General features: G+C 46.2%; 25 protein-coding genes and 1 other RNA gene. 18 read left to right on the top strand and 8 right to left on the bottom strand.

Going from position 1 to position 24,534, the window contains the following annotated elements; genetic code table 11:
* Window positions 1–259: 259 nt before the first annotated feature.
* The 4 genes from MKX59_RS18575 to MKX59_RS18560 all read left to right on the top strand — a co-directional run bounded on the left by MKX59_RS18575 (window position 260) and on the right by MKX59_RS18560 (window position 3,690).
* Window positions 260–1,849 carry a DEAD/DEAH box helicase gene (locus MKX59_RS18575; protein ID WP_023988018.1) on the top strand — a complete coding sequence of 530 codons (1,590 nt, stop codon included), beginning with the start codon at window positions 260–262 and terminating at the stop codon, window positions 1,847–1,849.
* Between the two features lie 222 nt (window positions 1,850–2,071).
* Complete coding sequence (locus MKX59_RS18570) at window positions 2,072–2,833, top strand: YesL family protein (protein ID WP_023988019.1); 762 nt, start codon at window positions 2,072–2,074, stop codon at window positions 2,831–2,833.
* Window positions 2,834–2,891: 58 nt separating this feature from the next.
* Window positions 2,892–3,086: non-coding RNA, 6S RNA (gene ssrS, locus MKX59_RS18565), on the top strand.
* 211 nt (window positions 3,087–3,297) lie between these two features.
* On the top strand, window positions 3,298–3,690 hold the full coding sequence (locus tag MKX59_RS18560; protein WP_013309718.1) for a DUF1499 domain-containing protein: 393 nt from the start codon (window positions 3,298–3,300) through the stop codon (window positions 3,688–3,690).
* 92 nt (window positions 3,691–3,782) lie between these two features.
* Here MKX59_RS18560 and tpx read toward each other — a convergent pair whose 3' ends face one another.
* Window positions 3,783–4,301 carry a thiol peroxidase gene (tpx, locus tag MKX59_RS18555; protein ID WP_053325164.1) on the bottom strand — a complete coding sequence of 173 codons (519 nt, stop codon included), beginning with the start codon at window positions 4,299–4,301 and terminating at the stop codon, window positions 3,783–3,785.
* Between the two features lie 119 nt (window positions 4,302–4,420).
* Here tpx and MKX59_RS18550 point away from each other — a divergent pair, with 119 nt between their 5' ends.
* Complete coding sequence (locus MKX59_RS18550; RefSeq protein WP_023988021.1) at window positions 4,421–5,044, top strand: rhomboid family intramembrane serine protease; 624 nt, start codon at window positions 4,421–4,423, stop codon at window positions 5,042–5,044.
* A 98-nt stretch (window positions 5,045–5,142) separates the two neighbouring features.
* On the top strand, window positions 5,143–6,081 hold the full coding sequence (locus MKX59_RS18545) for a LysR family transcriptional regulator (RefSeq protein ID WP_023988022.1): 939 nt from the start codon (window positions 5,143–5,145) through the stop codon (window positions 6,079–6,081).
* 80 nt (window positions 6,082–6,161) lie between these two features.
* Here the strand turns inward: MKX59_RS18545 and MKX59_RS18540 are convergent, their stop codons facing one another.
* Window positions 6,162–6,833 carry a zinc metallopeptidase gene (locus tag MKX59_RS18540; protein WP_023988023.1) on the bottom strand — a complete coding sequence of 224 codons (672 nt, stop codon included), beginning with the start codon at window positions 6,831–6,833 and terminating at the stop codon, window positions 6,162–6,164.
* Between the two features lie 40 nt (window positions 6,834–6,873).
* Window positions 6,874–7,305: a MerR family transcriptional regulator gene (locus MKX59_RS18535; RefSeq protein WP_023988024.1), complete on the bottom strand. Its 432-nt coding sequence runs from the start codon at window positions 7,303–7,305 to the stop codon at window positions 6,874–6,876.
* 295 nt (window positions 7,306–7,600) lie between these two features.
* Between MKX59_RS18535 and MKX59_RS18530 the strand changes: the two genes are divergently transcribed.
* The 4 genes from MKX59_RS18530 (at window position 7,601) to MKX59_RS18515 (ending at window position 11,685) form a co-directional block, all read left to right on the top strand.
* Window positions 7,601–9,004 (top strand): ammonium transporter, encoded by a 1,404-nt coding sequence (locus tag MKX59_RS18530; protein WP_013309724.1) that lies wholly within the window; start codon window positions 7,601–7,603, stop codon window positions 9,002–9,004.
* 48 nt (window positions 9,005–9,052) lie between these two features.
* A complete protein-coding gene (locus MKX59_RS18525) occupies window positions 9,053–10,135 on the top strand; it encodes a DUF294 nucleotidyltransferase-like domain-containing protein (RefSeq protein ID WP_023988026.1) in 1,083 nt (360 codons plus the stop codon).
* Window positions 10,132–10,869, top strand: a complete 738-nt coding sequence (locus MKX59_RS18520) for an exonuclease domain-containing protein (RefSeq protein WP_023988027.1) — start codon at window positions 10,132–10,134, stop codon at window positions 10,867–10,869. The genes MKX59_RS18525 and MKX59_RS18520 overlap by 4 nt, the downstream gene beginning before the upstream one ends.
* A gap of 171 nt (window positions 10,870–11,040) precedes the next feature.
* Entirely contained in the window at window positions 11,041–11,685 is a 645-nt protein-coding gene (locus tag MKX59_RS18515; protein WP_023988028.1) for a TlpA family protein disulfide reductase, read from the top strand.
* A gap of 38 nt (window positions 11,686–11,723) precedes the next feature.
* Here the strand turns inward: MKX59_RS18515 and cimA are convergent, their stop codons facing one another.
* Entirely contained in the window at window positions 11,724–13,340 is a 1,617-nt protein-coding gene (gene cimA, locus MKX59_RS18510; protein ID WP_028542818.1) for a citramalate synthase, read from the bottom strand.
* A 291-nt stretch (window positions 13,341–13,631) separates the two neighbouring features.
* On the opposite strand from cimA, the gene MKX59_RS18505 reads away from it, so the two are divergent.
* Window positions 13,632–14,912, top strand: coding sequence for a DNA polymerase IV (locus tag MKX59_RS18505; protein ID WP_235308035.1), 1,281 nt, complete (start codon window positions 13,632–13,634; stop codon window positions 14,910–14,912).
* A 161-nt stretch (window positions 14,913–15,073) separates the two neighbouring features.
* Window positions 15,074–15,316: a ferredoxin gene (locus MKX59_RS18500; RefSeq protein ID WP_023988031.1), complete on the top strand. Its 243-nt coding sequence runs from the start codon at window positions 15,074–15,076 to the stop codon at window positions 15,314–15,316.
* Here MKX59_RS18500 and MKX59_RS18495 read toward each other — a convergent pair.
* Entirely contained in the window at window positions 15,313–15,465 is a 153-nt protein-coding gene (locus tag MKX59_RS18495; protein WP_340858699.1) for a hypothetical protein, read from the bottom strand. The two genes, MKX59_RS18500 and MKX59_RS18495, sit on opposite strands and share 4 nt — an antisense overlap.
* A 122-nt stretch (window positions 15,466–15,587) precedes the next feature.
* Between MKX59_RS18495 and MKX59_RS18490 the strand changes: the two genes are divergently transcribed.
* Window positions 15,588–17,012, top strand: coding sequence for a L,D-transpeptidase (locus MKX59_RS18490; protein WP_076294914.1), 1,425 nt, complete (start codon window positions 15,588–15,590; stop codon window positions 17,010–17,012).
* 27 nt (window positions 17,013–17,039) lie between these two features.
* Here the strand turns inward: MKX59_RS18490 and MKX59_RS18485 are convergent, their stop codons facing one another.
* Window positions 17,040–17,186 (bottom strand): hypothetical protein, encoded by a 147-nt coding sequence (locus MKX59_RS18485; protein ID WP_023988033.1) that lies wholly within the window; start codon window positions 17,184–17,186, stop codon window positions 17,040–17,042.
* Window positions 17,187–17,404: 218 nt separating this feature from the next.
* Here MKX59_RS18485 and MKX59_RS18480 point away from each other — a divergent pair, with 218 nt between their 5' ends.
* From MKX59_RS18480 to MKX59_RS18470, 3 genes are read left to right on the top strand one after another with little or no spacing between them, the layout of a single operon-like run.
* Entirely contained in the window at window positions 17,405–18,499 is a 1,095-nt protein-coding gene (locus tag MKX59_RS18480; RefSeq protein WP_023988034.1) for a quinone-dependent dihydroorotate dehydrogenase, read from the top strand.
* A gap of 34 nt (window positions 18,500–18,533) precedes the next feature.
* On the top strand, window positions 18,534–19,346 hold the full coding sequence (locus tag MKX59_RS18475; protein WP_340858698.1) for a GTP pyrophosphokinase: 813 nt from the start codon (window positions 18,534–18,536) through the stop codon (window positions 19,344–19,346).
* Window positions 19,347–19,916 carry a DUF309 domain-containing protein gene (locus MKX59_RS18470; protein ID WP_340858697.1) on the top strand — a complete coding sequence of 190 codons (570 nt, stop codon included), beginning with the start codon at window positions 19,347–19,349 and terminating at the stop codon, window positions 19,914–19,916. It abuts the gene before it with no gap.
* A gap of 90 nt (window positions 19,917–20,006) precedes the next feature.
* Here the strand turns inward: MKX59_RS18470 and MKX59_RS18465 are convergent, their stop codons facing one another.
* A complete protein-coding gene (locus tag MKX59_RS18465) occupies window positions 20,007–20,534 on the bottom strand; it encodes a thioredoxin family protein (RefSeq protein WP_013309735.1) in 528 nt (175 codons plus the stop codon).
* A gap of 163 nt (window positions 20,535–20,697) precedes the next feature.
* Between MKX59_RS18465 and MKX59_RS18460 the strand changes: the two genes are divergently transcribed.
* Window positions 20,698–22,356, top strand: a complete 1,659-nt coding sequence (locus MKX59_RS18460; RefSeq protein WP_340858696.1) for an RsmB/NOP family class I SAM-dependent RNA methyltransferase — start codon at window positions 20,698–20,700, stop codon at window positions 22,354–22,356.
* The gene (locus MKX59_RS18455) at window positions 22,353–23,135 is read left to right on the top strand and encodes a pseudouridine synthase (protein ID WP_023988038.1); all 783 of its coding nucleotides are present in this window, start codon (window positions 22,353–22,355) and stop codon (window positions 23,133–23,135) included. Before MKX59_RS18460 ends, MKX59_RS18455 begins: the two co-directional genes overlap by 4 nt.
* A 125-nt stretch (window positions 23,136–23,260) precedes the next feature.
* Here MKX59_RS18455 and MKX59_RS18450 read toward each other — a convergent pair whose 3' ends face one another.
* On the bottom strand, window positions 23,261–24,442 hold the full coding sequence (locus MKX59_RS18450; protein ID WP_068940274.1) for a GGDEF domain-containing protein: 1,182 nt from the start codon (window positions 24,440–24,442) through the stop codon (window positions 23,261–23,263).
* Window positions 24,443–24,534: the final 92 nt, after the last annotated feature.

Raw genomic sequence — 24,534 nt, 5'->3', positions numbered from 1 at the left:
ATAATGCGATGTGGATATTCTTGAGTAGGGACCTATGTCCAGAGAAACACTTAAAATTTAAACTGTTTTAAAAAGGATAAATTCGTTTAAGATGTATCGGATAGGTTCCCCAAATTCATTACAGAAAGATGCAGTTATAGGTCTAAATAAACTGTCACTGTATTGGGGAAAACTTATACAATAATATCGCTACTTAAGAATACAGACAACATTGTGGATTGTCCACCACATCCACCATTATGAAGGAGTTTGAATAAATTTGACGACATTTGCAGAATTTGATCTTGAACCGAAAGTAATTCAGGCGATTACAGAACTGGGTTTTGAAGAAGCAACACCAATTCAATCCCAATCCATCCCGATTGCACTGCAAGGCAGAGACATGATTGGCCAAGCCCAAACAGGTACTGGTAAAACTGCTGCGTTTGGTATTCCGCTGATCAACAAAATTTCTAGAAGCGACGAAAAAATCAGAGCCCTGATCATGGCACCAACACGTGAGCTTGCTATCCAGGTAGCTGAAGAAATCGAAAAACTCTCCCGTTTCAAAGGTCTTCGTACTTTGCCAATCTATGGTGGACAAGATATCGTACGCCAGATTCGTGCTTTGAAAAAGAAACCTCAAATAATTATTGGTACGCCAGGACGCTTGCTTGACCATATTAATCGCAAAACCATCAAGCTGGAAGATGTAAACACAGTTGTTTTGGATGAAGCAGATGAAATGTTGGATATGGGCTTCATGGAAGATATTCAATCCATTCTGAAGCAAGTTCCTGACGAGCGCCAAACGATGCTTTTCTCGGCTACAATGCCTCCTAATATTAAAAGATTGGCTGAGCAATTCCTCAAAAATCCTGAGCATGTTTCAGTTATTCCTAAACAAGTTAGTGCTCCACTGATTGATCAGGCCTATATCGAAGTTCCTGAGCGTCAAAAATTCGAAGCATTGAGCCGCTTGATCGACATGGAATCCCCAGAACTTGCTATCGTATTTGGTCGTACCAAGCGTCGGGTAGACGAGCTGGCTGAAGCTCTGCAAAAACGCGGATATTCTGCAGACGGTTTGCACGGTGACTTGTCTCAAAACCAACGTGATGCTGTAATGCGTAAATTCCGTGACGGAAGCATCGATGTGCTCGTAGCGACTGACGTAGCTGCCCGTGGTTTGGACGTTTCCGGCGTAACTCACGTTGTGAACTTTGACCTTCCGCAAGATCCAGAAAGCTATGTTCACCGTATTGGACGTACTGGACGTGCAGGTAAAGAAGGGGAAGCTTGGTCTTTCGTAACGCCTCGTGAAATTGACCATTTGCACTTTATCGAACGTGTAACTCGTCACCGCATTCCACGCAAGCCGCTTCCAACCTTGGCTGAAGCTCTGGAAGGCAAACAACGTATCATTGCTGAACGTCTCCTAGAGGCTGTAGAAAGCGGTGAGCTGAACGAGTACAAAGGTTTGGCTATTCAAATGCTGGAGCAATATGATTCTGTACAACTTCTCTCCGCAGCTCTGAAACTGATGACTGGTGAGAAAAGAGAAGCATCGATTGAGTTGACTCCAGAAGATCCGATCCGTGCAAAACGTCGTAAACCAGACGTGCGTTCTGGCGGTCGCAAGCCTTCCAACTATAGCGGTCGCAGCAACGGTGGTTACAATTCCAACCGTTCTGGCGGTACCGGCGGTAGTGGAAGTAAAGGTGGATATGGCGGTTACAACCGTGGCAAAGAAGGCGGTGGCTACAACCGTGATTCAGGAAGCCGCTACAGTGGAGATCGTAAACCACGCCCGAGCAGCAATGGAGAAACTCGTCGTCCTGCAAGACGTGAAGATTCCTCTTCCGAATAAGAAATGAAATAATGAAAAGTCGAAGCAGATGAAGCTTCGGCTTTTTTGTTATGATTGATCAGTATGAATGAACCTTTTAGCGATCTGCTTTAATGGGTCATGTATTGATTTCTCTGGCGTATTAGGGCTGAAATACGGTATGATATAGTCAAGAGCCGGAATTTATAGGCATAGCAACATGAGTCTTGGAACTGCCAAGGCTTGCGGAGGGAGAGACTGACATTGGAGTTTAAAGGAGCTATGGGTGGTATTTACCGCCTGACCGAGTGGATTACCCGACTGGCGGCTACAAATTTGTTATGGGTGTTATGTTCGTCGCCTTTTGTATTCTGCCTCATACTGAAACTACTTGTAATGAATCAGAATTTGGCTAATGAGTCTTTACAAATGAACTGGGCGATGGCTATTTTGGCACCGCTTACTTTATTTCCAGCCACATCGGCTATGTTCACAGTGGTTCGCAAATGGGTAATGGGTGATACCGATACGGGCGTGTTTCGTACCTTTTTTAAAGGGTATAAAGAGAATTATAAGCAGAGTCTGATCGGGGGTATCTTTTACACATTGCTGTTTGTCATCATGTATGTGGATTATACCGTATATATGACACAACTCAGCAACTTGCAAATCGTGGGCGTAATTATGCTTATTCTTATCATTATTTTGCTTGTGTCTATGTTTAACTTCTTTTCGATGGTGGCTCATTATCATATGTCTACCGGACAAATTATTAAAAATGCGGTTTTATTGACGCTGATTCGACCATTCCGTGTATTTTCCACCATGCTCGGCAGCGCCGTTGTTATATTTATTGGAGTCAAATATCCTGTGCTTTTCCTATTCTTCATCGGCAGCGTGGTTGCCTGGTTCGCTTTCTTTAATTTTTATGGAACATTCCTCAAAATGCAAGATCAAATGGAAAAGATGAAGCAGAAAGATGAAGATACGGCAACCATTGAAGACAAGAAAAGTGATAACCTCTAAAAATAAAACATATTTCTCCTAGCATTTACTTTCTGAGTGAGAAGCGCTATAATAAGGTCACATCCTGCGATGCACGTTACGGTCATTTGTTGTTTTGAACCAATGACAATGTCTAGGGAGATCTATACGGATGAACAGCTGAAAAGCCCTGTCAATTCCTGACAAGGGGACTTCAAAAGTTTATTCTGCGGTCACCCACCTGCTAAAGCAGGTTCAGAAGACGCTATGGTCGGACGGCATCGGCGGGTACTCCAAAGATAATGAATACACTCTGTTCATGCTTCGTGCAGAAACAGGGTGTTTTTTGTATGTAACAATGTTAAACTAAGACATGAGGTACTAAGGTCGCATACCACAGGTATGGTCGGTTAAATTTTTGTTGTTTAACGTTTTTATAAAGCGCTTGCAGCAAAAAAACCGATGTGCTGCATTATGGCAACGATTATCGTGAAGGAGGAAATGTCTTGTCGTTGAAGAGGACTCTGGTAGGGATTGTGCGCAGCCAAGAAGGTACAAGCGACCGGGTCAAGGACCCCCAAATGAAGACACGCTATTATAACTTATCGAGAGACAAGGCTTGGGAAGAAGTATCATCTATTTTGAAAAAAATTCCTGGCTACAAGGTACTCCATGAGGTAGCATCCGTAGGTGAGATTACGTTAGAGAAGCGAACGGCGTTCGGTAGAACTGTCGACATTACCGTTTCTATATTGTCCGTCTCGCCAGTTCGGAGTGCGGTGGATATTTATTCTGCTTCACGCGGATCGCTAGGGGACTTGGGCGCGAATTACCGCATCATTTTGCAACTGTTCGCTGTGATTGACAAGAAGCTGTCCGCTCATAAGGTCGTGCAGTAATTGTAGATGTGTGAGCAGTGATGTGGCAGACAAACGTCAAAAAAAGCGAGGAAGGCAACCCTTCACTCGCTTTTTTAATATTCAGTCTTGATTTAGACGAGTTTTTTCACTGCTGCAATCGCTTGCTCATAGTCAGGGTGCTCGGACATTTCGCTCAAGTATTCTACGTAAGCGATTTTGTCATTTTGATCAATCACAAAAATAGCTCTATGATCCAAATGGAATTCCTTGATGAACACACCATAAGCTTCGCCGAAGGAATGATCCTTATAGTCGGACAGTGTCAATACGCGGTCGATACCGGCAGCACCGCACCAACGAGCTTGAGCGAAAGGCAGATCGACGCTGACAGTCAGCACTACGACTTGATCCCCAAGGGAATCAGCTTCCTGGTTAAAACGTCGAGTCTGTGCGTCACACACGCCTGTATCCAAAGAAGGAACAACACTGATCAATTTGACTTTGCCTGCAAAGTCTTGGAGCGTAGCTGCTTCTAGCAGGTTTTTCTGTAATTTGAAATCAGGTGCCTGATCTCCAACCTTCAGTTCAGGACCTAAGAGTGTCAAAGGATTGCCTTTAAAAGTAGCAGCTCCTGTACGTTCTTGTGCCATATGTAATAGCCTCCTTGGTTTTTAGCATTGGTTATCGTTGCCGAAATCTATTATAATCTTTTATAAAAGACATTGTCCAATTTGAATAAGGTGGAGACACCCATGAAGGAAGGATTGCCTTGATTTTTTTACGTTATGAGAACTGGAAAAGTTATTTGCGGTTTTACCCAGTAACCTGTCTGATTTTGCTCATTAATATTGTGATGTTTATTGTACTCACCGTACAGGGTGGATCGGAAAATAGTTTGACGTTGATCCGATATGGAGCTTTGATTAATGAAGCGCCATTCACTGATCAACTGTGGCGATATGTATCAGCTATGTTTTTACATGCAGGGTTTGATCATCTTCTGTTCAATTCCTTCGCCATACTCGTCTTCGCTCCTCCGCTGGAGCGTTTGCTGGGGTCCTTCCGCTATGTGTTATTGTATCTGGTCACGGGCATTGTAGGGAACATACTGTCCATCGCGCATTACAATATGATGACGGAAACGACAGTCTCTGTAGGGGCTTCAGGAGCGATTTATGGCATCTATGGAGCATTCCTATACGTTGCCCTGTTCCAGCGGTCACTGATGGATGACGCCTCGCGTAAAACGCTGTACACGCTGCTTGGGTTTGGTATCCTGTTTTCTTTCGCTGTAGCGAACATTAACTGGACCGCTCACTTCGGGGGATTGCTCAGTGGGTTTTTCCTTTATGGATTAATGATCAGATTGACTGGCCAACGCAAACGTCACTAAAGATAGTTTTACGGTAAGTTAGCAGGGGAAGAAAGAGGATGATGTTCGATTGACGTCTTCTTCCGGATGTTGAAAAACAGATTGGAGCGAATATCGGAGTGGAATTACGACAGTTGCAATACTTCATGAAGGTAGCGCAAAAAGAACATGTCACTCAGGCAGCCGAGGAGCTACATGTGGCGCAATCTGCGGTAAGTCGGCAAATTCATCAGCTTGAAGAGGAGCTGGGAGTCAATCTTTTTATGCAAAAGGGTCGCAATTTGCAGCTTACGCCAGTGGGACAACTATTTTGCAAACGGGTTGAGACGATTATAAAAGATCTAGAGCGAGCTGTTTTAGAAGTTCATGAGTTTTTGGATCCTGAGGGGGGCGAAATCCGCATCGGTTTTCCGCACAGTTTGGGGATTCATCTTATTCCTACGGTGGTGGCTGAATTCCGAAAGCGGTATCCCAATGTTAAATTCAGATTTAAACAGGGGATGTACCCGAGTTTAATTCGTGATGTGTTAGCGGGTGAGGTGGATTTGGCTTTTGTATCTCCTTTTCCGGATCGTCATGATCATGTAGAGGGGGATGTGGTGCTGACCGAGGAGTTGTTTGCTGTTCTCCCGCCCAATCATCCTTTAGCTACGGCCAAACACATTACGCTGAGTCAGCTTAAAGGAGAAAAATTCATCCTGTTCAGAGATGGATATTCGTTACGTCCGATTGTCTGGCAGGCTTGTCTGGAGGCAGGGTTTACGCCGGATATCGCTTTTGAAGGTGAAGAGACAGATACGATTCGCGGATTAGTTGCGGCTGGTATGGGAGTCAGTCTTTTGCCTGAAATGGCGTTGTTTCAGACCAACCCGCTTCAACCTGCAAGAGTGTCGATTGTTGATCCAGAGGTCACGCGAACTATTGGCTTGATTCATCGCAGAGATGACAAACTACCATTAGTTGCAAAGTCATTCCGAACTTTTTTGTTGCAATATTTTGGCCTTAAAGGTAGTGCTGCTACTCCGAATGGAAGTGCTAAAGCGGATTTAGGGCAGTGAGTATAGCTGATTGGTTTTAGATAAAGGAAAAAGGTTGTTCCTCTTGGTAGAGGAACAACCTTTTTTTGTAATACAAGCAATTAATCCCGGCTGTTAAAGATACCGATTAAGCGGATTAGTTCCAGCAATGAAACGAGAGCTGCAGCCACATAAGTTAATGCAGCAGCATTTAATACTTTGGCTATACCCCGTTCTTCATCACTACGGATAAACCCTTCGGAAACCATAATTTCTCGGGCGCGGTTGGAAGCATTGAATTCAACCGGTAATGTAATTAATTGAAAAGCGACAGTAGCCGAGAAAAAGATGATACCCAAGCCAATCAGGTTCGTGTAGCTGAATAAGAAACCGGCAATCAGCAGAAACGGTGCAATCCCGGAAGCGAAGTTTACGATCGGAAAGATCCGGTGACGGAGTGCCAGCATGGGATAATGCTCTTTATGCTGAATGGCATGACCAACCTCGTGACAAGCTACGGCAACTGCGGAAATGGATTTTTCATAATAAACGGGCTCGGACAGCCGTACGACTCTTTGCATTGGATCATAATGGTCAGATAACGCACCAGGTACTGGTTCAATAGGCACATCATGCAAACCATTGCGATCCAGCATGTGCCGAGCTGCATCATAACCGGTCAACCCATTTTCGTTTGGGACATCAGACCATTTATTAAAAGTACCTTTTACACGGAATTGCGCCCATAAGGATAATCCGAACGCAAGAATAATCAATATATACATACCCATCATAAAGCAACCCTCCATTATTGTTCATCACTAGCCCGGGCATCTACATCATAGAACTATGCTCCAGCAGATACTTCAGAGCTTCGATACAAGCGGCGCTTTGTGGTAGTAGACCAGTAAGCAACTTGCGCGCTTGAACGGGCTTGAGCTGCCCCAGAAGAGGCTGTAGTTCATTGACTTCACGTTCCAGACGCTGCATGTGCATCTCTAGACTCGTTAGTTTGTCCGTGACGTGCTCTTCCCCCGCGACCGAGTTCCATTTAATCAGTGTCTGTCTGATTTCCTCGAGGCTATATTTCTCTTGTTTCATTTGGTTAATACGTTCAAGCCTGTTTAAGGTTTCATCATTATAAAGCCGATAATTTTTCAATGATCGTTCTTCAGGTGTGATTAAACCAAGCTTTGTGTAATAATCAATAGTTCGTTCGCTGACACCAGCCGCCTTGGCTAGCTCACCAATTCGATACAGCTTCATATCCCCATCTGTCTTCACCTCGCGCTCTTCGTTCAACCTTCAATATTAGCATTTGCAAACGGAGTGTTTATAAAGAATATTTTACATGATTCCCAACCATACAGTCAAACGTCATGCTTTTTTTCGGACAGAAACAAGCTACTTTTATAGTTAGTAAATGTGACATGGATTGTTTGGGACCATATTTTTTTAACATAATAAAAAAAATCTTGTCAACTTTCATGTATTCTGATTATAATGACAATAAGAATTTCACGAAATGTAAAGAAACTTAACATTCGAGGGAGTGGGCTTCATGAGAAAAAAGTGGTTAGTTGTATTATTGGCCATGCTGACAGTATTAGCTTTTCCGGTAGGTGCGTTTGCTGCTGATGGTCCGACAAATATTCAACTTCAAGCTGGGTTAAACACGGCCTTTACGTTCTTGGCATTTATACTTGTATTTTTTATGCAAGCGGGATTTGCATTGCTGGAGGCAGGCTCGACACGAATGAAGAATGCGGGCCATGTCGCTGGTAAAACGATTCTCACCACGGGTGTTGCGGCTTTGTCCTTCTGGGCACTTGGATTTGGATTCGGCTTTGGTAATGATGGCGGCAACGGATTTATGGGACTGACGGGTTTCTTCATGAGTGGTACGGATGCTGCAGTATCGTTTGATGCTCTTTCAGGTCTGGATGTTCCGATTACAATTATGTTTTTGTTCCACTTTGCTTTCGCTGCGGTATCACTTTCTATCGCATGCGGGGGGATGGCAGAGCGTGCAAAATTAAGTGTATACATTATCTTCGGTATTTTATTCTCCATCGTAATCTATCCGGTTGTAGCTCACTGGGTGTGGGGCGGCGGATGGCTTGGTAAGTTGGGAATGCAGGATTATGCCGGTTCGACGGTAGTCCATTTGACAGGCGCTACGGCGGCACTCGTCGCTACACTGCTGCTCAAACCGCGTCTGGGCAAGTTCAATAAAGATGGCAAGCCGAACATTATCCCTGGTCATAATCAGGTGTACTCTATCTTGGGTGTTATTATTCTCTGGTTTGGTTGGTTTGGATTTAACCCAGGTAGTGCTGTATCGGCTATGAACGACGGATTCTTTGGATATGTGGCCTTGACTACCAACATTGCTGCTGCGGCAGGTGGAGTTTTCGCTTTGCTCGTATCCTGGATGGTATACGGAAAGGCAGATATTCCTGCTATGTTAAACGGTGTGCTGGCGGCTTTGGTTGCCATTACTGGTTCTTGTGCCTTTGTAGCACCTTGGGCGGCACTGGTCATTGGTGCAGTTGCAGGGATCGTCACTTTCTTCACAGCGCAATGGTTTGAGCGTGCAAGAGTAGATGACCCGGTATATGCTTTCTCCGTGCATGGTGTTGCAGGGATGTGGGGCGCAGTGTCCACAGGGTTGTTCGCTACTCCTGAGCTTGTAAAAATAACAGGTGTAGGTCAAGCGGGTCTGTTCTATGGTGGTGGATTTACCCAATTAGGAGTACAGCTGCTTGGACTGATTGGCACCTTGGCTTTCGTGTTCGTCATTTCCTTCATTATTCTGGGTGCGATGAAAGCAATTATGGGTATTCGCGTTACGGAAGAGGAAGAAACAATGGGACTGGATATCAGTGAACACGGTACGTACGGCTATCCTGAGCAAATGAAGTTGGTTGCTGAGGCTGAAAAGCGTTCTGGAATTGTGAACTAATATGTAAAATATAAAGAACCAGTATGGATGAGCGGAGGAGATGGAAGTATGGAACTGCAAAATATGGCCCCTTGGGTGAGTTCCGCCGAAGCGATAGATCATGCAGATACACCTGAATCGCTAAGGCAGGCCAGGGTCGACTCTCAAAAATGGCTGCTGGCTTCCCAAGCCTCCGCTCCGTTATCAGACTGGTTACGAACGGCGAATGAAATGCATGACCGCATCGCGGCCAGAGCTGTACAAATGTGCGAAAAAGGGATGGTTGAGGATGGCTTCGGCCCTCCTCCCGTCCCTTACGCATTTATAGCCTTCGGAAGCATGGGGCGCTCGGAATCGACGCTGTGGAGTGACCAGGATAACGGTATGATTATCAGTGACACAATATCTGCTGACAAAGAATTGTATTTTAGAGAGTTTGGTCGCAGAGTGTCTGCGATGTTAGAGTATTTGGGATATCCCAAATGTGAAGGGAAAGTAATGTGCTCGGAGCCGTTGTGGCGTCAAACATTGTCTGGATGGCAAAAACAGCTAACGAAATGGTCGGATGATTTTGCTTGGGAGCCGATCCGTTATCTGATTATCTCGTCTGATATGAGGCATATCGCTGGAGATGAGCGACTATCTGCAAACTGGAAACGAAGTTTTTATGAGTTGTTCCGAAAACATCCTGATTTACCCTCGGCGGTACTTAGGAACACAGTGAGGCATAAAGCGACACTTAATATTTTAGGTCAGATCGTTACCGAGCGCTTCGGTGAGCATGCGGGCGATTTTGATGTGAAATACGGATTGTACATTCCACTGGTGAACGCAGTCCGTTTTTTGGCGTTGCAACATGGTGTAGAGGAAACCTCCACCTTCAAAAGGCTCAGTCGTCTCGCATCACTGGAAGCGGCACCGTTGCCTTTACTCGATGCTTGCGAGCGAGCCTTTCGGATTGCGCTTCAGCTACGAATGGCTACGCCAGTGAAAGAGAATGATGGATTGCTGGTCAGCAATGGCTACCTGGCTGTAAAGCCGCTGAAACAAGGTAAAGGCTGGCATGAGTTGCGCGAGGCGCTTTCGACGGTACGACGGCTGCATCGTGCGTTGCAAAGGCAGTTGCGATTTATGGAAGGGAGAAGGTCATGAAGGAACCGGCGCAGGGAAGTGGCTTCTGGAGCGCTCTCCGCAGAGGAGGAGTACCGTCTGCGATCGCATCTGTAATGGGGGCTCCTACGGCTCAGCAGATGGCGTTTATTCGCTCCTTAACCCGGGAGCAACGGCGCTCTGAAGTATTGCGGACCCCGCTGGATCGTTTGGAGACGGTAGTTTTTGATCTGGAGACAACGGGATTTTCAGCACAGCATGGTGATGAGATTTTATCGTTCGGGGCGATTCGGGTTGTCGGGGACATGATTATGGAAAAAGAGCAGTTTTATACGCTTGTTAATCCACGGACTGTGATTCCTGAGCACATTACCGAGCTAACTGGGATTACCCGGGAAATGACGGATCAAGCTCCACCACTTATGAATGGACTGCACGACTTTATGTCCTTTGTAGGTGGGCGAGTACTTGTAGCACATGCTAGCGCTCATGATAAGGCCTTTTTGAATGCTGCGTTATGGAAAACATCTAAAGTCCAATTGACTCATCGTGTTCTGGATACGATGATGCTTGCCAAATGGCTCGAGCCACAGCAACATCAAACCTACAGTTTGGATGAATTGTTGGCCTACCAATCCATTCCGATTGAAGGGCGGCACCATGCGTTAGAGGATGCGAAAATGACGGCTAAGCTGTGGGTTGCGTATGTTCAGGAAATGCTGAAGCGTAACGTGACCAATTTGGCAGATGTCTACGCGCATTTAAGTCATGCCTGATTCAGAACAAGGCATAGCATTCATATACACATAAAAACAGCAAGTTCGCGATTTCGTGGGTTTGCTGTTTTTTTTGCGTCCTGTTCAGATTTAGAAGGTTAGAGGTGGGAACAGTATGGGCATCCTATGGAGAAGGTAAGGGTTATTTAGATGAAAGACAGGTGATAAGACGTGAAAAGATTTCTTTTCATCAGAGCGATGGTTATGCTGGTTGTGGTTGGGGCTTCATGGGGAGTTATTGCAAACACAACTTATGCAGCAAGCCTGTCTATAAAAAATGTACCATTAAAAGAGGAATATGGTAGAGAAAGACTTGAAGCTGAGAAAGAGGTAGAGGCTGAAACACATGCGGTAGAGGTAATGAAAAAGATAAAACCTGGGCAACGGCTTCCTTCTATGATTTTAAAGGGGTTAAATGGCAAGTCCTACGATGTAGGGGCTACGCGCAATAAAGCTTTGGTTATTAGCTTTTGGGCTTCGTGGTGCGACCCGTGCCGATTAGAAGCACCTATGCTGAATGAGTTGTATAGTAAGTACAAAGATGATGTGGATGTTTATGGTATCAATGTAACTCGCTATGATCGATTGGAGGATGTACAGAAGTTTTCCCGCTCTTTGGATCTCCAATTTCCCATTTTACTTGATGAGCAAGGAGCATTGTTTGAACGATTTGGAGGGGTGGCTTTTCCGACCCATGTACTGGTTGATCATCATGGACAGGTCCGCGAAATCATAATCGGCATGCTCAGTGAGCAGGAGTTGGAACGCAAAATAAAAACTCTTCAAAAAAAGAAGGTGTCTTTGGGAGCCGAGTAGACTGCCAAAGGCACCTTATAGCTCATGCGAGCACCTGATTAGTGATTAACTAATCCATGATGAGTAAGCTCTGCCTGATCGTTTTTTGGAGTTGGTGCTTCCAACAATGCGTAACGGAAACTGTCCAAGAGAGCTTCCCAGCTGGCTTCAATTACATTTTCGGATACACCTACGTTACTCCAGACGTCCTCGTAATTTTTAGACTCAATGAGCACACGTACCTTGGCGGCGGTGGCATCCTTTTCGTCAAGCACACGTACCTTGTAGTCAGCCAAATGCATGTCCCGCAAGGCAGGGAAATATTGAGAAAGAGCCTTGCGGAGTGCGTTATCGAGCGCGTTGACAGGACCGTTGCCTTCAGCTGCGGTATAGACACTCGTCCCTGCGACATTCAGTTTCAAGAATGCCTCGGATACGACCGGGCGGCCGGCTGTTTTCTCTACCAGCACTTTAAAGGACTCAAAAGAGAACATTTCCTTCACTTCACCGCCTGCTTCACGAATGAGCAGTTCCAGCGAAGCATCCGCGCCTTCAAACTGGTATCCCTGATGCTCCAGTTCCTTGATGCGGCTAATTACGCCACGTGCCTCATCACTGGATGGGTCAAGGGTGATGCCCAGCTCTTGCGCTTTGGATACCACGTTGCTTTGCCCGGCCAGTTCGGAGACCAAAACCCGCTGCTTGTTCCCCACGAGTTCAGGAGCGATGTGCTCATAAGTTCGCGAGTCGCGTAGAATGGCTGACACGTGGATGCCCCCCTTATGGGCAAAAGCTGCATTGCCAACATAAGGCTGGTTCACAGGCATATTGACGTTGGCGACTTCGCTCACAAAGCGGGCTGTATTGTGGAGTTGATTTAACTTTTCAATATCTAGACAGTCGTAGCCCAGCTTGAGCTGCAAATTAGGAATGACGGAGCACAGGTTAGCGTTACCACACCGTTCACCGTAGCCGTTGATGGTACCCTGAACCTGCCTTGCGCCTGCTTGTACAGCACTTAGAGAGTTCGCTACTGCCAATTCGCAGTCATTGTGTGTATGAATACCCAACTGTGACCTCGTTATCTGGCTTTGCAGCATAGTGACAATTTCCCGAATCTCATGCGGTAGGGTACCGCCGTTTGTATCGCACATCACGAGCCAATCCGCGCCTGCTTCTTCAGCTTTTTTCATAACGGCCATTGCATACTCGGGATTATTTTTATATCCGTCGAAAAAATGTTCGGCATCAAAAATAACCTCCATGCCCCCTTGCTTTAAAAAGGCGATGGAGTCGTAAATCATAGACAGATTTTCCTCCAGTGTCGTCTGTAAGGCGGTGTGTACATGAAAATCCCATGATTTACCCACAAGTGTAGCAGCCTGAGCGCCGGATTCCAGAATTCGTTGCAGATTGACATCCTGTGCTGCGATGCTATCTTTGCGTCGCGTGCTGCCGAAGGCGACAATCTTTGCCTGAAGGCCCAGCTCTTGTACCCGTTTGAAAAATTCGATATCCTTGCTGTTGCTTCCGGGAATCCCGCCTTCAATATAATGAACACCGAGATCATCGAGTTTTTTGGCGATTTTCAATTTGTCATCAGCAGACAAGCTAATTCCTTCTCCTTGAGTGCCGTCTCGCAGCGTTGTGTCAAAGATAGAAATAGCGGTGGACATGAGGGACTCCTCCTTTGCGGATTGCTCAGATTGGTGATGCTCTGCTTTTTTAAGCATATTAATTTAGTTGTTTAACGCTTAAAAACAGGAAAGCGTTAGTTTGTCGTGTTCGTATGTTAGTCGATTATATCAACTTATGACTTCAATTGTAATATATAATTATCATTTTTAGCCGCAAAACCATTATTTTTATGTAAAATAGAAATAGCATTTAAAAGTGTCTCAAGTATAAAATCAAACACATATTCCCGCGATGACGGGTGAATTTACAGTTAAAAAGAAGGGTTGAGCATGAAAGATGTCAGTGCTTATTATCCGGCTGGTGGGCGAGTTATTCTGCATGTGGATATGAATGCATTTTATTGTTCCGTTCATGCAGCGGAGGAGCCGGAGAAATATAAGGGACTGCCTACCGCGGTGGCAGGCAGTAGTGAGCTGCGCAAAGGTGTAATTGTAACCTGCTCTTATGAAGCCCGACGATTGGGCATTTCAACAGGGATGGTCGTTCAGCAGGCTCGCCGGATCTGTCCACAGCTCATTGTAATACAGCCTGATTTTCACTTGTATCGTCGTTATTCCAAAGCATTTATGAGCATTGCATATTCGTATACGCCTATGCTTGAAGCGACTTCAATTGATGAGTGCTATCTGGATATTTCTGGCTCCAAACAGTTTGGAACACCTATGGAAATTGCTGAGGAAATCCAGCGCAGAGTAGAAGACGAGCTGGGCCTGCCCTGTTCAATTGGAGTTGCTCCTAACAAGTTGCTGGCCAAAATGGCTTCTGATCTGAAAAAACCACGCGGGATATCTATTCTACGTTTGCGTGATGTACCCAATATTTTGTGGAACCTTCCTTGTGGTCAATTGTTTGGTGTGGGCCGCAAAACGGCAGATAAGCTTCTACAAATGAATATTCGTACCATTGGGCAGCTGGCTAAGGCCGATGAGCATATGCTGGTTGGCGTATTTGGTGTGACGGGTTCGTGGTTAAAATTGGCCGCTAACGGAATTAACCATTCACCTGTCAGCACTGAGCGGGAGCCAAACAAGTCCATTGGTCACACGACTACCCTGCCTATGGATGTGGTAAAGCTGGAAGAAGCCCAACGGGTACTTCTTAACATTAGTGATCAGGTAGCCCGGCGGCTTCGACGACACGGTATGCTGGCAGGAGGTATACAATTGACGATTCGGACGCCGGATATGAAGACCTTTACGCGTTCTCAAGTCAGGAGCACTCCTACGGAAAGTGCAGAGGACATATATAAGGAAGCTTGTTCGTTGTATCGTCGCCATTGGGGAGAAGATAAGCCTGTGCGCTTACTGGGGATTACGTTACAGCAGCTCATTCCAAAGGAGGAAGCGGCCGTTCAAATGGATCTATTTGAATACCAGGATCAGCCTAAGAAAGAAAGCTTATTGAAGACGATGGATGCACTGCGCGATAAGTTTGGTGAAAATGCAATTTTGACCGCTGGGATGCTGGGAGATGATCCTTCGGTACTTCTTCGCAACTCCAAGCTGCGCGGAACTTCGCTGCAAAAAGACAATCTACCAACTCCGGAGTGAACTTTTGGATAGATTATTGCAAGCATCACAAGCTTACGTTATAAGCATTTTTTGCACGAAGGATAAAGGAAAATAATTTGTAATAATATTGGGTTTGTATTAATATGTGAATAGAATGTAAAAGCTGGTTTGTTTGATTGTATAGGAGGAAGAGAAAAGTTATGGCTAAATACACTTGGGTAGAAAAAGATACATGCATTGCTTGCGGAGCCTGTGGCGCTACAGCACCTGACATTTATGATTATGATGATGAAGGTTTGGCTGAAGTGATCTTTGAAGGGGATGCAAACCAAGGCATCAAGGCAATCTCGGATGATTTGTTTGATGATATGCAAGATGCTTGCGACGGTTGCCCTACAGATTCCATTAAAGTAGCAGACGAGCCGTTCAATAAAGAAGGTTAAGCGTAGGCTTCTTTGATAGGCACAGCACCGACAGCTCCCTTCGCCGTATAACGGTGAAAGTAAGCTGTTGGTGCTGTTTTTTTTTTTAGATTATAAAATGGTTTAGCGGAGCTGAGCCATTCTATAATCGCAAGAAAAACTTCTGCCAAACGCGGTCTGGCTTCCGTGAAAGTCCATCGATAGACGTTTTTTTTATGTGCTGTCCATCGAGTCTATTTTTACCGATATACATAATAGGAAGTATGCAAGATTACACGATCAGGAGGATCCGATGAACCATTCGCCTCATCTTAAATCGTATGTAAAAAAACACCCTGATAATAAAATGGCCTGGTATTTACTCGGCAAAGAGTATGAGAGCAGCGGTCAGGAGGGCAAAGCAAATTATTGCTTCAATCGCGCAGGAGAAGTGTTCGAAGCCTTCGAGCATAAACAGATTCCGGCAGACGTATGGATGGAATATCAGGATAAACTGGTTCAGATGTCCAAGGAGAAGGAGCGAAGGACGGCTCGAACACGCCACCTGTTAACTGCGTTAATGGTACTACTGCTCATATGGGTTCCTTCAGCCAATTCACCGAGACCCTCAAATGAAAATACATCTGTTCCATCCGGAACTGAGCAGGCAGCAATTGATAATATTGAAGTTACGAAAGTGGCCACTGCTGATCCGAAGGAGATGGCCCAGATCGGTGCGGTTGGTGGTGTGTTTACGGCTCAAGCTCGAAAAGGGAGTGGAGCTGGAACGGGGCTTACTGATATGTTGGCTAAGACTAGCCGATTGCCGTCCAAGACTACGGTGTTGGGCATGGAGCAAGGGGGCTCGTGGCTGCTCTGGAGAGAGGGCATGAAGCCATTACTTAGTGTACAGAACAAAGGAAACGGCGAATTAGCTGTTCAGTCTTACGACGCCGCTGCGTGTGCTTGCAAGCCGTCAGACAGTGAAAATCTTCGCAAAGCAGGTCTAAAATGGGCTGCTGGACAGGAGGAATTAGCTGTGTTGAATAGCTCCATGCGTGCTTTTCGCTCACAGCATCAACGTCTTCCCCAGAGTCTTGATGAACTGACTCGAGACTTTCCCGCTAACACGATGTACGGTACGACAGACGGGATGAAGAAGGCTTTTACACCTATGCGTAAATTACTTGCTTCACCTGGACATGGAACTGGGAAGGCAGTAGATTTAGACGCTGACTCGTCGGCCGAAAGCAGTCCACTACTGGCATCGTCATTGCACGGACGACCTTTTCTGGGGCAACCGCTGCGAATTGTGGTGGACAAATCTAAGCACAGGCTCGCCCTGGTAAGTGGCAATGTACTTATTCGAAATTATCCTATCGGTTTGGGTGGAGAAAGAACACCAGAAGGGAAATTTGTGATTACCGATAAAGTAGTAAATCCGAACGGTAAATCCAACGGTGAGTTTGGTAGTCGTGGAATGCAACTGTCTGCAACGAATTATGCCATTCATGGCACGAACGAGCCGGACAGCATTGGCAAAAATGAGTCGTTGGGTTGCGTCCGAATGGGTAAAGAGGATGTGGAGGAATTGTTTGCACTCGTACCTTCGGGTACGGAGGTGGTCATTGGTAACGGGGGATTGCCTGATCAAGTGCTTGTGCCTGGTTCTCGATTTACAAGTGAGCCGCAGCATGACCAGACGAATCCCCGCAAAACCTATCACTGGCTAAATTAACGTTTTGATGCTATTGCTACTTGGTGTTTAACGATTTCCTGCTTGTGCTAAAACAATGACCAGAATAATCACAATGATGAGGAGAACAAAGCTGACGGCGGTCCATACAATCGCTTTCTTGTTCACCTCATCCTTTTTCTTTTGCAGACTGGGCGGCTTGCGCTTGGTCTTCATATCAGCAATCCCTCTTTTCTAACGGGCTAAGGTCTTGTCTTACTATGTCCATTGTAAATGGTTTGATTATACATTTTCAATGACATCTCCATGACAACTGAATTGTTCTGATACTACACCTCGCAAATTACTTTCTTTTTGGTATGGAAAAAGCTAAACTATTTTGTAGAGATGTTTTTTTAGGATTGTGCAAGGGCATAGAACGGAGTGGATGAATCGTGTTGTATCGAAGGATTGCGAAACCTGTTTTTTTTAAAATGAGTCCAGAGACGGCCCATCATGTAGTCATTGACGGCTTAAAACATGCGGGTTCACTCCCTGGTGGAGCAGCGACACTGCGAGGGATGTACGGAGTCAAGGAAACGGAGGATCTTGCCGTTGATCTGTTTGGCATTCATTTTCCCAACCCGATTGGACTGGCTGCAGGACTGGATAAAAATGCAGAAGCGGTTACTGGTTTTTCTTCCATCGGGTTTGGATTTATGGAAGTGGGAACGGTGACACCTGTGGGACAGCCCGGCAATGATCGACCTCGTTTGTTCCGACTGCCTCCCGATGAGGCGTTAGTTAATCGGATGGGCTTTAACAATCTGGGTGCTGAGAGCATGGCCAAACGTCTGGCTGCACTCAAACATCGACCTGTTCCGGTCGCAGTTAATATCGGTAAAAATAAACTCACGCCCAATGAGGATGCTCATAAGGACTATGAAAAGTGTATTTCTGCACTGTATCCATATGCGGACTTCTTTGTAGTGAATATTAGCTCGCCGAATACGCCGGATTTACGAAAGCTCCAGCATGGTCATGAACTGAAGTCGCTATTGGAAGCGGTTCGGGCAGAGATGGGAGTCCAGGCGAAAAAGTATGGCAATGCCAAGTCTGTACTGGTTAAAATTGCGCCGGATGTATCGGATGAGGAATTGGAATATATGACAGACGCGATTGCTGCCAGTGGAGTAGACGGCATTATTGCGACCAATACAACAATATCCAGAGCTGGTCTGACGCACCGAAATGCGAGTGAAACAGGAGGGCTGAGTGGTAAGCCGCTGCGTGACCGTTCCACAGAGGTCATCGGACGGGTGTATCGCCAGACGGAAGGTAAGCTGCCTATTATCGGATCAGGCGGCATCTTCACGAGTCGTGATGCCTATGACAAAATTAAAGCAGGCGCAAGCCTGATTGAAATTTATACAGCATTGATCTACGAAGGGCCGGAAGTAAATAGGGCTATACATGCTGGCCTGCGTGAGCTGCTTCGAAAGGACGGCTTTAGACACATTAACGAGGCTGTTGGTGCAGATCACAGATAAAAAAGTGTTGTCGGAAGAGACAGGAGGTACGGGGATGGACGGAAGAGACTGGGGAACATTTTTACTGCCATACGATCAGGCGGTGGAAGAGCTTAAGGTCAAGTTCAAAACAATGCGTGCGGAGCTGAAAAAGCGCGAGGAATACGCTCCTATCGAATTCGTAACCGGACGGGTTAAAAAAATATCAAGCATCCTCGATAAGGCGAAGAGATTACAAGTTCCTTCTGATCAGCTGGAGACGGGAATCGAGGATATTGCAGGCATTCGCATTATGTGTCAATTTGTAGAGGATATTCGGCGGGTGGCCGAATATATCAGAAGACGTAAGGATTTGACCGTACTGTATGAAAAGGACTATATCACCAATTATAAAGACAGCGGCTATCGCAGCTTTCATATGATTGTGGAGTATCCGGTTCAGACAGCAGTGGGGTTGAAAATCGTGCTGGCAGAGATTCAAATCCGTACGTTGGCTATGAATTTTTGGGCAACTATTGAGCATTCTCTTAGCTATAAGTATCGTGAAAGCTTGCCTGATAATATGCGCACACGGTTGAAAAAGGCAGCTGAGGCAGCCTTTGTATTGGATAATGAGATGTCTTCCATGCGTATTGAAATATTGGAAGCGCAGAAAAAGTTCGAGGATGAAGCCAATATCGTATCCAAAGTGCTAACAGGTATGCATCGGCTGTATTTCTACCATAAGATCAGTGAAACGATTGATGCGCAGCGCAGATTTAATGAACTGTGGGAACGGCACGACATGGAAGGAATCAAGCTGCTTCACGATGAGGTTAAAGAGATGCTAGAAGCCTCTACCAAGGAAGAAGACAGGGATGAATATTAAATGGCAAACCTTTCCTACGAACCGCTGTACGTGACTTATTTGGTATACTTCAATCGGGATCGGGATTACTTTGAATGTCATGAGGTACTGGAAGAGCTGTGGCTTAAGCTGGACCGTGACCCTGTATATAAAGGTTTGCTGCAAGTTGCTGTAGGACTGTATCATTTTCGGAATGGTAACTATCGTGGTGGACATATGATGCTGGATAGTGCGGTCCATCGGTTGAAGCATGCTCCTTCGCAGGCGCTGGGCATTAATATGGCGAAGCTGGTGGACGAGGCGCGCGTTTGCGCCCGTCAGCTTGCTGAAGCTGTTATGACCTGCACGGAGGAGCTTCAGCACCAACCGCCGGTTTATCGGGATTTGACGATTGAAATCGTCGAGCCCGGGTTGCGCCGTGCCGTGGAGAAGGCATCGTCGTCCATTCCAGTCAACATCCCGCAGCAGAGAGGTCCTCGGCGTGGGGAAAAGCATGAGCAGCGTCAGCAGGCGCTGGAAGCTTCAATTAGGCGAAGACAGGCCGCTGGCGGATCGGGCTTTGTCTCGGTGGAAACGAAGGATGCGCCTTGAGTTTGAAGCACATGCACATGATAAGCAAGCAGCCCGATCCGTTTCATGGGGATCGGGCTGCTTTATCGTTTCAGGTGTGTGAACGTTTGACTAGGAGGTTACGTTCTTTTTATATTTCTCAAAGAAGGCTTTGAAATCGTCGAGTGTGTACCCATTGTCCGAAGGACTTTCCTTCAACCCGCCTACCATACGTTCCTTTTCCACGCCTTTTTCGTAATAAATGAGCGTAGGGGTATACTCAATCTTATACTTGTCCCAGCCATCCTCATACTCACGCAGGTTAAATTCGTGCATCGTGATGTTCTCCTGCTTGCTCAAAGGCAAGAGCTTGGGAGTAGTGGCGCGGCAATGCACACAGTCGGACGCGAAATGATAGACGAAAAAGTTTTCCTTTTTATCAATTTTGCTCTGTAGATCTTCCGGCTTAATAATTTGCTGATAGTTCGGGTCATTCAGCAACTCTTGAGTAGCAGGATTTAACGAGGCTGTGGAAACGCCATACAGCTTGTTTTTAGTGCCTGAATTTAAAGCGAGCAGCACTCCAAGCAAAATGACCAGCACAACAAAAAAGCCGATGACAGGTATAAGCTTTTTTTTGTTGGATTTTTGTGCGTTCAATGCAATCTCTCCTATCAAAATTCAAAATATGTAGCTATGAATCTCATTATTATACAACATTACAGCTTGTAGTGAAAGTTTGTAAATCACACCGATATTGCAGGATAACAGGTTGAATATGGTACAATAAAATTTATTTTAAAAGGACAGGATGATTACGATTATGGGTGTACAGCTCCCCACAGCATTTGTAAAGCGCATGGAGCAATTGCTCGGCGACGAATTTGAAGCATTTATGACCGCCTATGACCACACGCCCCATGCCGGAATTCGCGTCAATACGTTAAAAATTCCGGTGGAGGAATTTAAGGAACGTTCTCCGTTCGAACTGCGGCCGATTCCGTGGTGTGCCACGGGTTTCTACATTCCGCACGGTACAAAGCCGGGGTTACATCCTTACTACCATGCGGGGCTGTACTATGTACAGGAACCGAGTGCAATGTCTCCAGTTGAGCTGCTCAATGTAGCTCAGGACGAAGCTGTATTGGACTTGTGCGCTGCACCGGGCGGGAAATCGACCCAAATAGCTGCCAAACTACAAGGAAGCGGCGTATTGGTGACAAATGATATTAGCACGGACCGAACCAAAGCGTTGGCTAAAAATGTGGAATTGTACGGTGTACGTAATGCCGTGGTACTGAATGAAAGCCCAGATCGAATCGCCGATGCCTTTCCTCATTTTTTTGACAAGATACTAATTGATGCACCTTGCTCGGGAGAAGGTATGTTCCGCAAGGATGAGGATATGGCAAAACAATGGGAGACGCATTCGGTGGATAAATGTGTAGTCATGCAACGGGACATTTTGCGTGTAGCGGCCTCAATGCTGAGCGCAGGAGGGAGAATTGTCTATTCGACCTGCACCTTTGCGCCAGAAGAAAATGAAGGAATGATCGCAGAATTTCTGGGGGCTCATCCCGATTTTGACGTAGTCCCTGTTCCATCAGGCTTTGCACCAGGTCATCCGGAATGGATGAGTGAAGAGGTCGCGGCAGCACACCCTGAACTGCGGGAAACAGCACGCCTTTGGCCGCATCTCGTAGAGGGAGAAGGCCATTTTATCGCTGTGTTGCAACATCGGGGTGGCAATGCTGCTGCGATGGAAGATCACACTGAATCAGAGGATTTGACTCCATTTGAGGACAAGAATGACAGGGCGTTGAACATAGATGCAGCGTATTCACGGAAGAAGCAGTTTTTGTCCGTCAAGGAAGCGCTGACGCCAAGCGGTCAAGGAAGACATGCGACTGGTGAGCCTAAACGAAGTGGTAAAGGAATGGACGGGAATTCCGGTAAAGGAAAGTCCGCGCGCGGCTTGGGTGGCAATAAGTCCCGTTCTGGCAAAGAAAATGTAAAATCCGCTGCACGCTCCCCACAGGATGTGCTGGAGTCCTATCACCAATTTGTGAAGGAGCAGCTGGAGGTGTGCTTAACAGGCTATACGGTGGTTTACGGAGATCGCATTTATCAGTCGCCACTGGCATCACATCGTTTGGACGGCCTGAAGGTGGTGCGACCAGGCTGGTTTATGGGTACCGACAAGAATGGTCGCTTTGTGCCTTCACATCCGCTGGCGGTGGCATTACGCCCTTCAGAGACGGTTAGAAGCATCAATCTCTCCAGTTCAGATGCTGAGGCCATCCGGTATTTAAAAGGTGAGACCTTGTCCATCCCCGTTGAGAGAATGGCACTGCGGAACGAAGTCCAGCCCAAAGGCTATACTCTCGTGTGCATTGATGGTTATTCGGCTGGGTGGGGCAAATGGCAGGACGGCATGCTCAAAAATGAATACCCTACAGGCTGGAGGTGGACATCGGTATGAGTGGAAAAGGAAGACAAACGCAACGTTTGGACAAAGTTTTAACCCATATGGGATATGGCTCCCGTAGTGATATCAAGAGACAAGTTAAGCAAGGGATGATCACGGTAAACGGGAGAACCACCAAGGATAGCGGCTTACAGGTTCATCCCTACCAGGATCAGATTGAAGTGAACGGGGAACTTGTTGTTTTTCGGGAGTATATTTACATCATGCTGCACAAGCCACCGGGCGTCATATCTGCAACTGAAGATACGAGGGAGCGGACGGTGCTGGATTTGCTGAGTGCGGAAGAACGACATTTTGAGCCCTTTCCAGTAGGACGCTTAGATAAAGATACAGAAGGACTATTGTTGTTGACCAACGACGGTAAGCTAGCGCACGAACTACTTTCTCCACGGCGGCATGTCCCTAAAACGTATGAGGCTACCGTGTCGGGTCATGTCACGGAGGAGGATATTCATCAATTTACAGCAGGAGTGGAACTGGATGATGGGTATGTTACCCTTCCCGCGCAGTTGACCATTCTTCGTCACGAACATCCGTACCAGGCAGATGGAGAAGTCATTTCCTATATTTCGCTTGTAATCCATGAGGGTAAGTTTCATCAAGTGAAGCGTATGTTCGAGGCGGTTGGTAAAAAGGTGACCTATTTGAAAAGAACGGCCATGGGGCCATTGAAGCTGGATGAACAGCTTCCACTGGGCAGCTATCGAGAGCTGACTAGTGAAGAACTGGCATGGATCGGCCGGGATATAGCATCTGCAACGTCAGAAGTTTGATAGGCAGATTAAATATAAATGACGCACAGGCTCTTATGAGATTCCTGTGCGTCATTTTATGATATAGACAACCTGACAGAGAATTATTCAAACTCAACGTTCAACACTGAATCGCAGATTACGAATTATTGTGCGCGTGCTGCCCGACTTTTTTTCACTTCGGCTGCTTTATAAGCTGTAACCTTGTTTTTACCTGTCGTTTTGGATATGTACATTGCTTGATCGGCCTGCTTGACCAGTTCATCCGGGTTCATTTCTTTCTTCACTGTACTGTATCCGACACTGATCGTGACAATGCTTTCTTCCGCGACCCGCTCGCGGATACGTTCTGCGACATGTCCAACCTTGGCACGTCGATCCACAACCATTGCGACCAGTTCCTCGCCACCGTATCGTCCGGTCAGTCCGATTTCATCCAGTTCATCCTCCATAATCTGTGCGACCTGTTTGAGTACTTCATCCGCACGAGCATGGCCCTGCGTATCATTCAGCTTTTTGAAATTGTCAATATCGCAAAAAATGACCGACACGCGGATTCCTTGATCCATATATCGTCGTAGTCGTCCCGAAAAATATTTGCGGTTATACAGCCCTGTCAGACCATCGGTGATGGAAGAACGGTAAATCCTTTGGAGCAGCTCCACAATCCGTTCAAACAGGATGATGAACAACGTAGTATAGTACAGCAATGGTAAAAATGACATATACAGGACTGCGTTTGACCTGCCTGCTTCTTCAGGGATGTCATTTCGCAGCCACAAATAGCCGAGCCAGAGCAAATACATGAATAAGCCCGCTACATACTTCTTTGGCTGTCCGATTCGTGGGGTTATGAACACAAGGCTCAGTATAAGTACCAGTACTCGATAAAACAGAGTGAACCCAACTAGTTTCGCTGCGCTGATCCAAGCGGGCAACAAACCTGCAGTCCAAGCAATAACCGGCAATATCAATAACGCACCCAGCAGCAGCAGGGTCCATGTCTGCACACGTTTCAGCTTCCGGTAGAGTTGAAATACGGCGGCATTGATGAGCACGAAGGCAGATGCCTCCAGCGCATTTTTCCACACGATTCCTTGGAGTTGTATCTTGCCTCCGCCTGCTGAATAGAGATTCATGGCTTCATATGTCATAATAATAATAGCGGCAACCGAAAAAAGGATATAGGCTTTTTTTCGTTGTCTGCTATATATGATCACGCACATCAGTGCCATCATGAGTATAATATACAAACCGCAGGCTGCACTTACGGCCCCGGCCAGAGATGGGAAACCCAAGGTTCCCGATAAGGACAACAACGTCAACATCACCGACTCCATTTGCAAAAGTAGTCAATCTATTGAACGGATGATACCGTTCCGATACAATAGACAGGATTTATCCCATTTAAAATGTTATA

The organism is Paenibacillus sp. FSL R7-0340, from assembly GCF_038002205.1.
GTDB lineage: Bacteria > Bacillota > Bacilli > Paenibacillales > Paenibacillaceae > Paenibacillus > Paenibacillus polymyxa_B.
This window is presented reverse-complemented; position numbering and strand designations above follow the sequence as displayed.

Excerpts from the sequence above, each read along its gene's own strand:
- tpx (WP_053325164.1), bottom strand. The coding sequence starts at position 4,301 with ATGGCACAAGAACGTACAGGAGCTGCTACTTTTAAAGGCAATCCTTTG.
- MKX59_RS18540 (WP_023988023.1), bottom strand. The coding sequence starts at position 6,833 with ATGATGGGTATGTATATATTGATTATTCTTGCGTTCGGATTATCCTTA.
- MKX59_RS18535 (WP_023988024.1), bottom strand. The coding sequence starts at position 7,305 with ATGAAGCTGTATCGAATTGGTGAGCTAGCCAAGGCGGCTGGTGTCAGC.
- MKX59_RS18530 (WP_013309724.1), top strand. The coding sequence starts at position 7,601 with ATGAGAAAAAAGTGGTTAGTTGTATTATTGGCCATGCTGACAGTATTA.
- MKX59_RS18525 (WP_023988026.1), top strand. The coding sequence starts at position 9,053 with ATGGAACTGCAAAATATGGCCCCTTGGGTGAGTTCCGCCGAAGCGATA.
- MKX59_RS18520 (WP_023988027.1), top strand. The coding sequence starts at position 10,132 with ATGAAGGAACCGGCGCAGGGAAGTGGCTTCTGGAGCGCTCTCCGCAGA.
- cimA (WP_028542818.1), bottom strand. The coding sequence starts at position 13,340 with ATGTCCACCGCTATTTCTATCTTTGACACAACGCTGCGAGACGGCACT.
- MKX59_RS18505 (WP_235308035.1), top strand. The coding sequence starts at position 13,632 with ATGAAAGATGTCAGTGCTTATTATCCGGCTGGTGGGCGAGTTATTCTG.
- MKX59_RS18500 (WP_023988031.1), top strand. The coding sequence starts at position 15,074 with ATGGCTAAATACACTTGGGTAGAAAAAGATACATGCATTGCTTGCGGA.
- MKX59_RS18490 (WP_076294914.1), top strand. The coding sequence starts at position 15,588 with ATGAACCATTCGCCTCATCTTAAATCGTATGTAAAAAAACACCCTGAT.
- MKX59_RS18485 (WP_023988033.1), bottom strand. The coding sequence starts at position 17,186 with ATGAAGACCAAGCGCAAGCCGCCCAGTCTGCAAAAGAAAAAGGATGAG.
- MKX59_RS18475 (WP_340858698.1), top strand. The coding sequence starts at position 18,534 with ATGGACGGAAGAGACTGGGGAACATTTTTACTGCCATACGATCAGGCG.
- MKX59_RS18470 (WP_340858697.1), top strand. The coding sequence starts at position 19,347 with ATGGCAAACCTTTCCTACGAACCGCTGTACGTGACTTATTTGGTATAC.
- MKX59_RS18460 (WP_340858696.1), top strand. The coding sequence starts at position 20,698 with ATGGGTGTACAGCTCCCCACAGCATTTGTAAAGCGCATGGAGCAATTG.
- MKX59_RS18455 (WP_023988038.1), top strand. The coding sequence starts at position 22,353 with ATGAGTGGAAAAGGAAGACAAACGCAACGTTTGGACAAAGTTTTAACC.
- MKX59_RS18450 (WP_068940274.1), bottom strand. The coding sequence starts at position 24,442 with ATGTTGACGTTGTTGTCCTTATCGGGAACCTTGGGTTTCCCATCTCTG.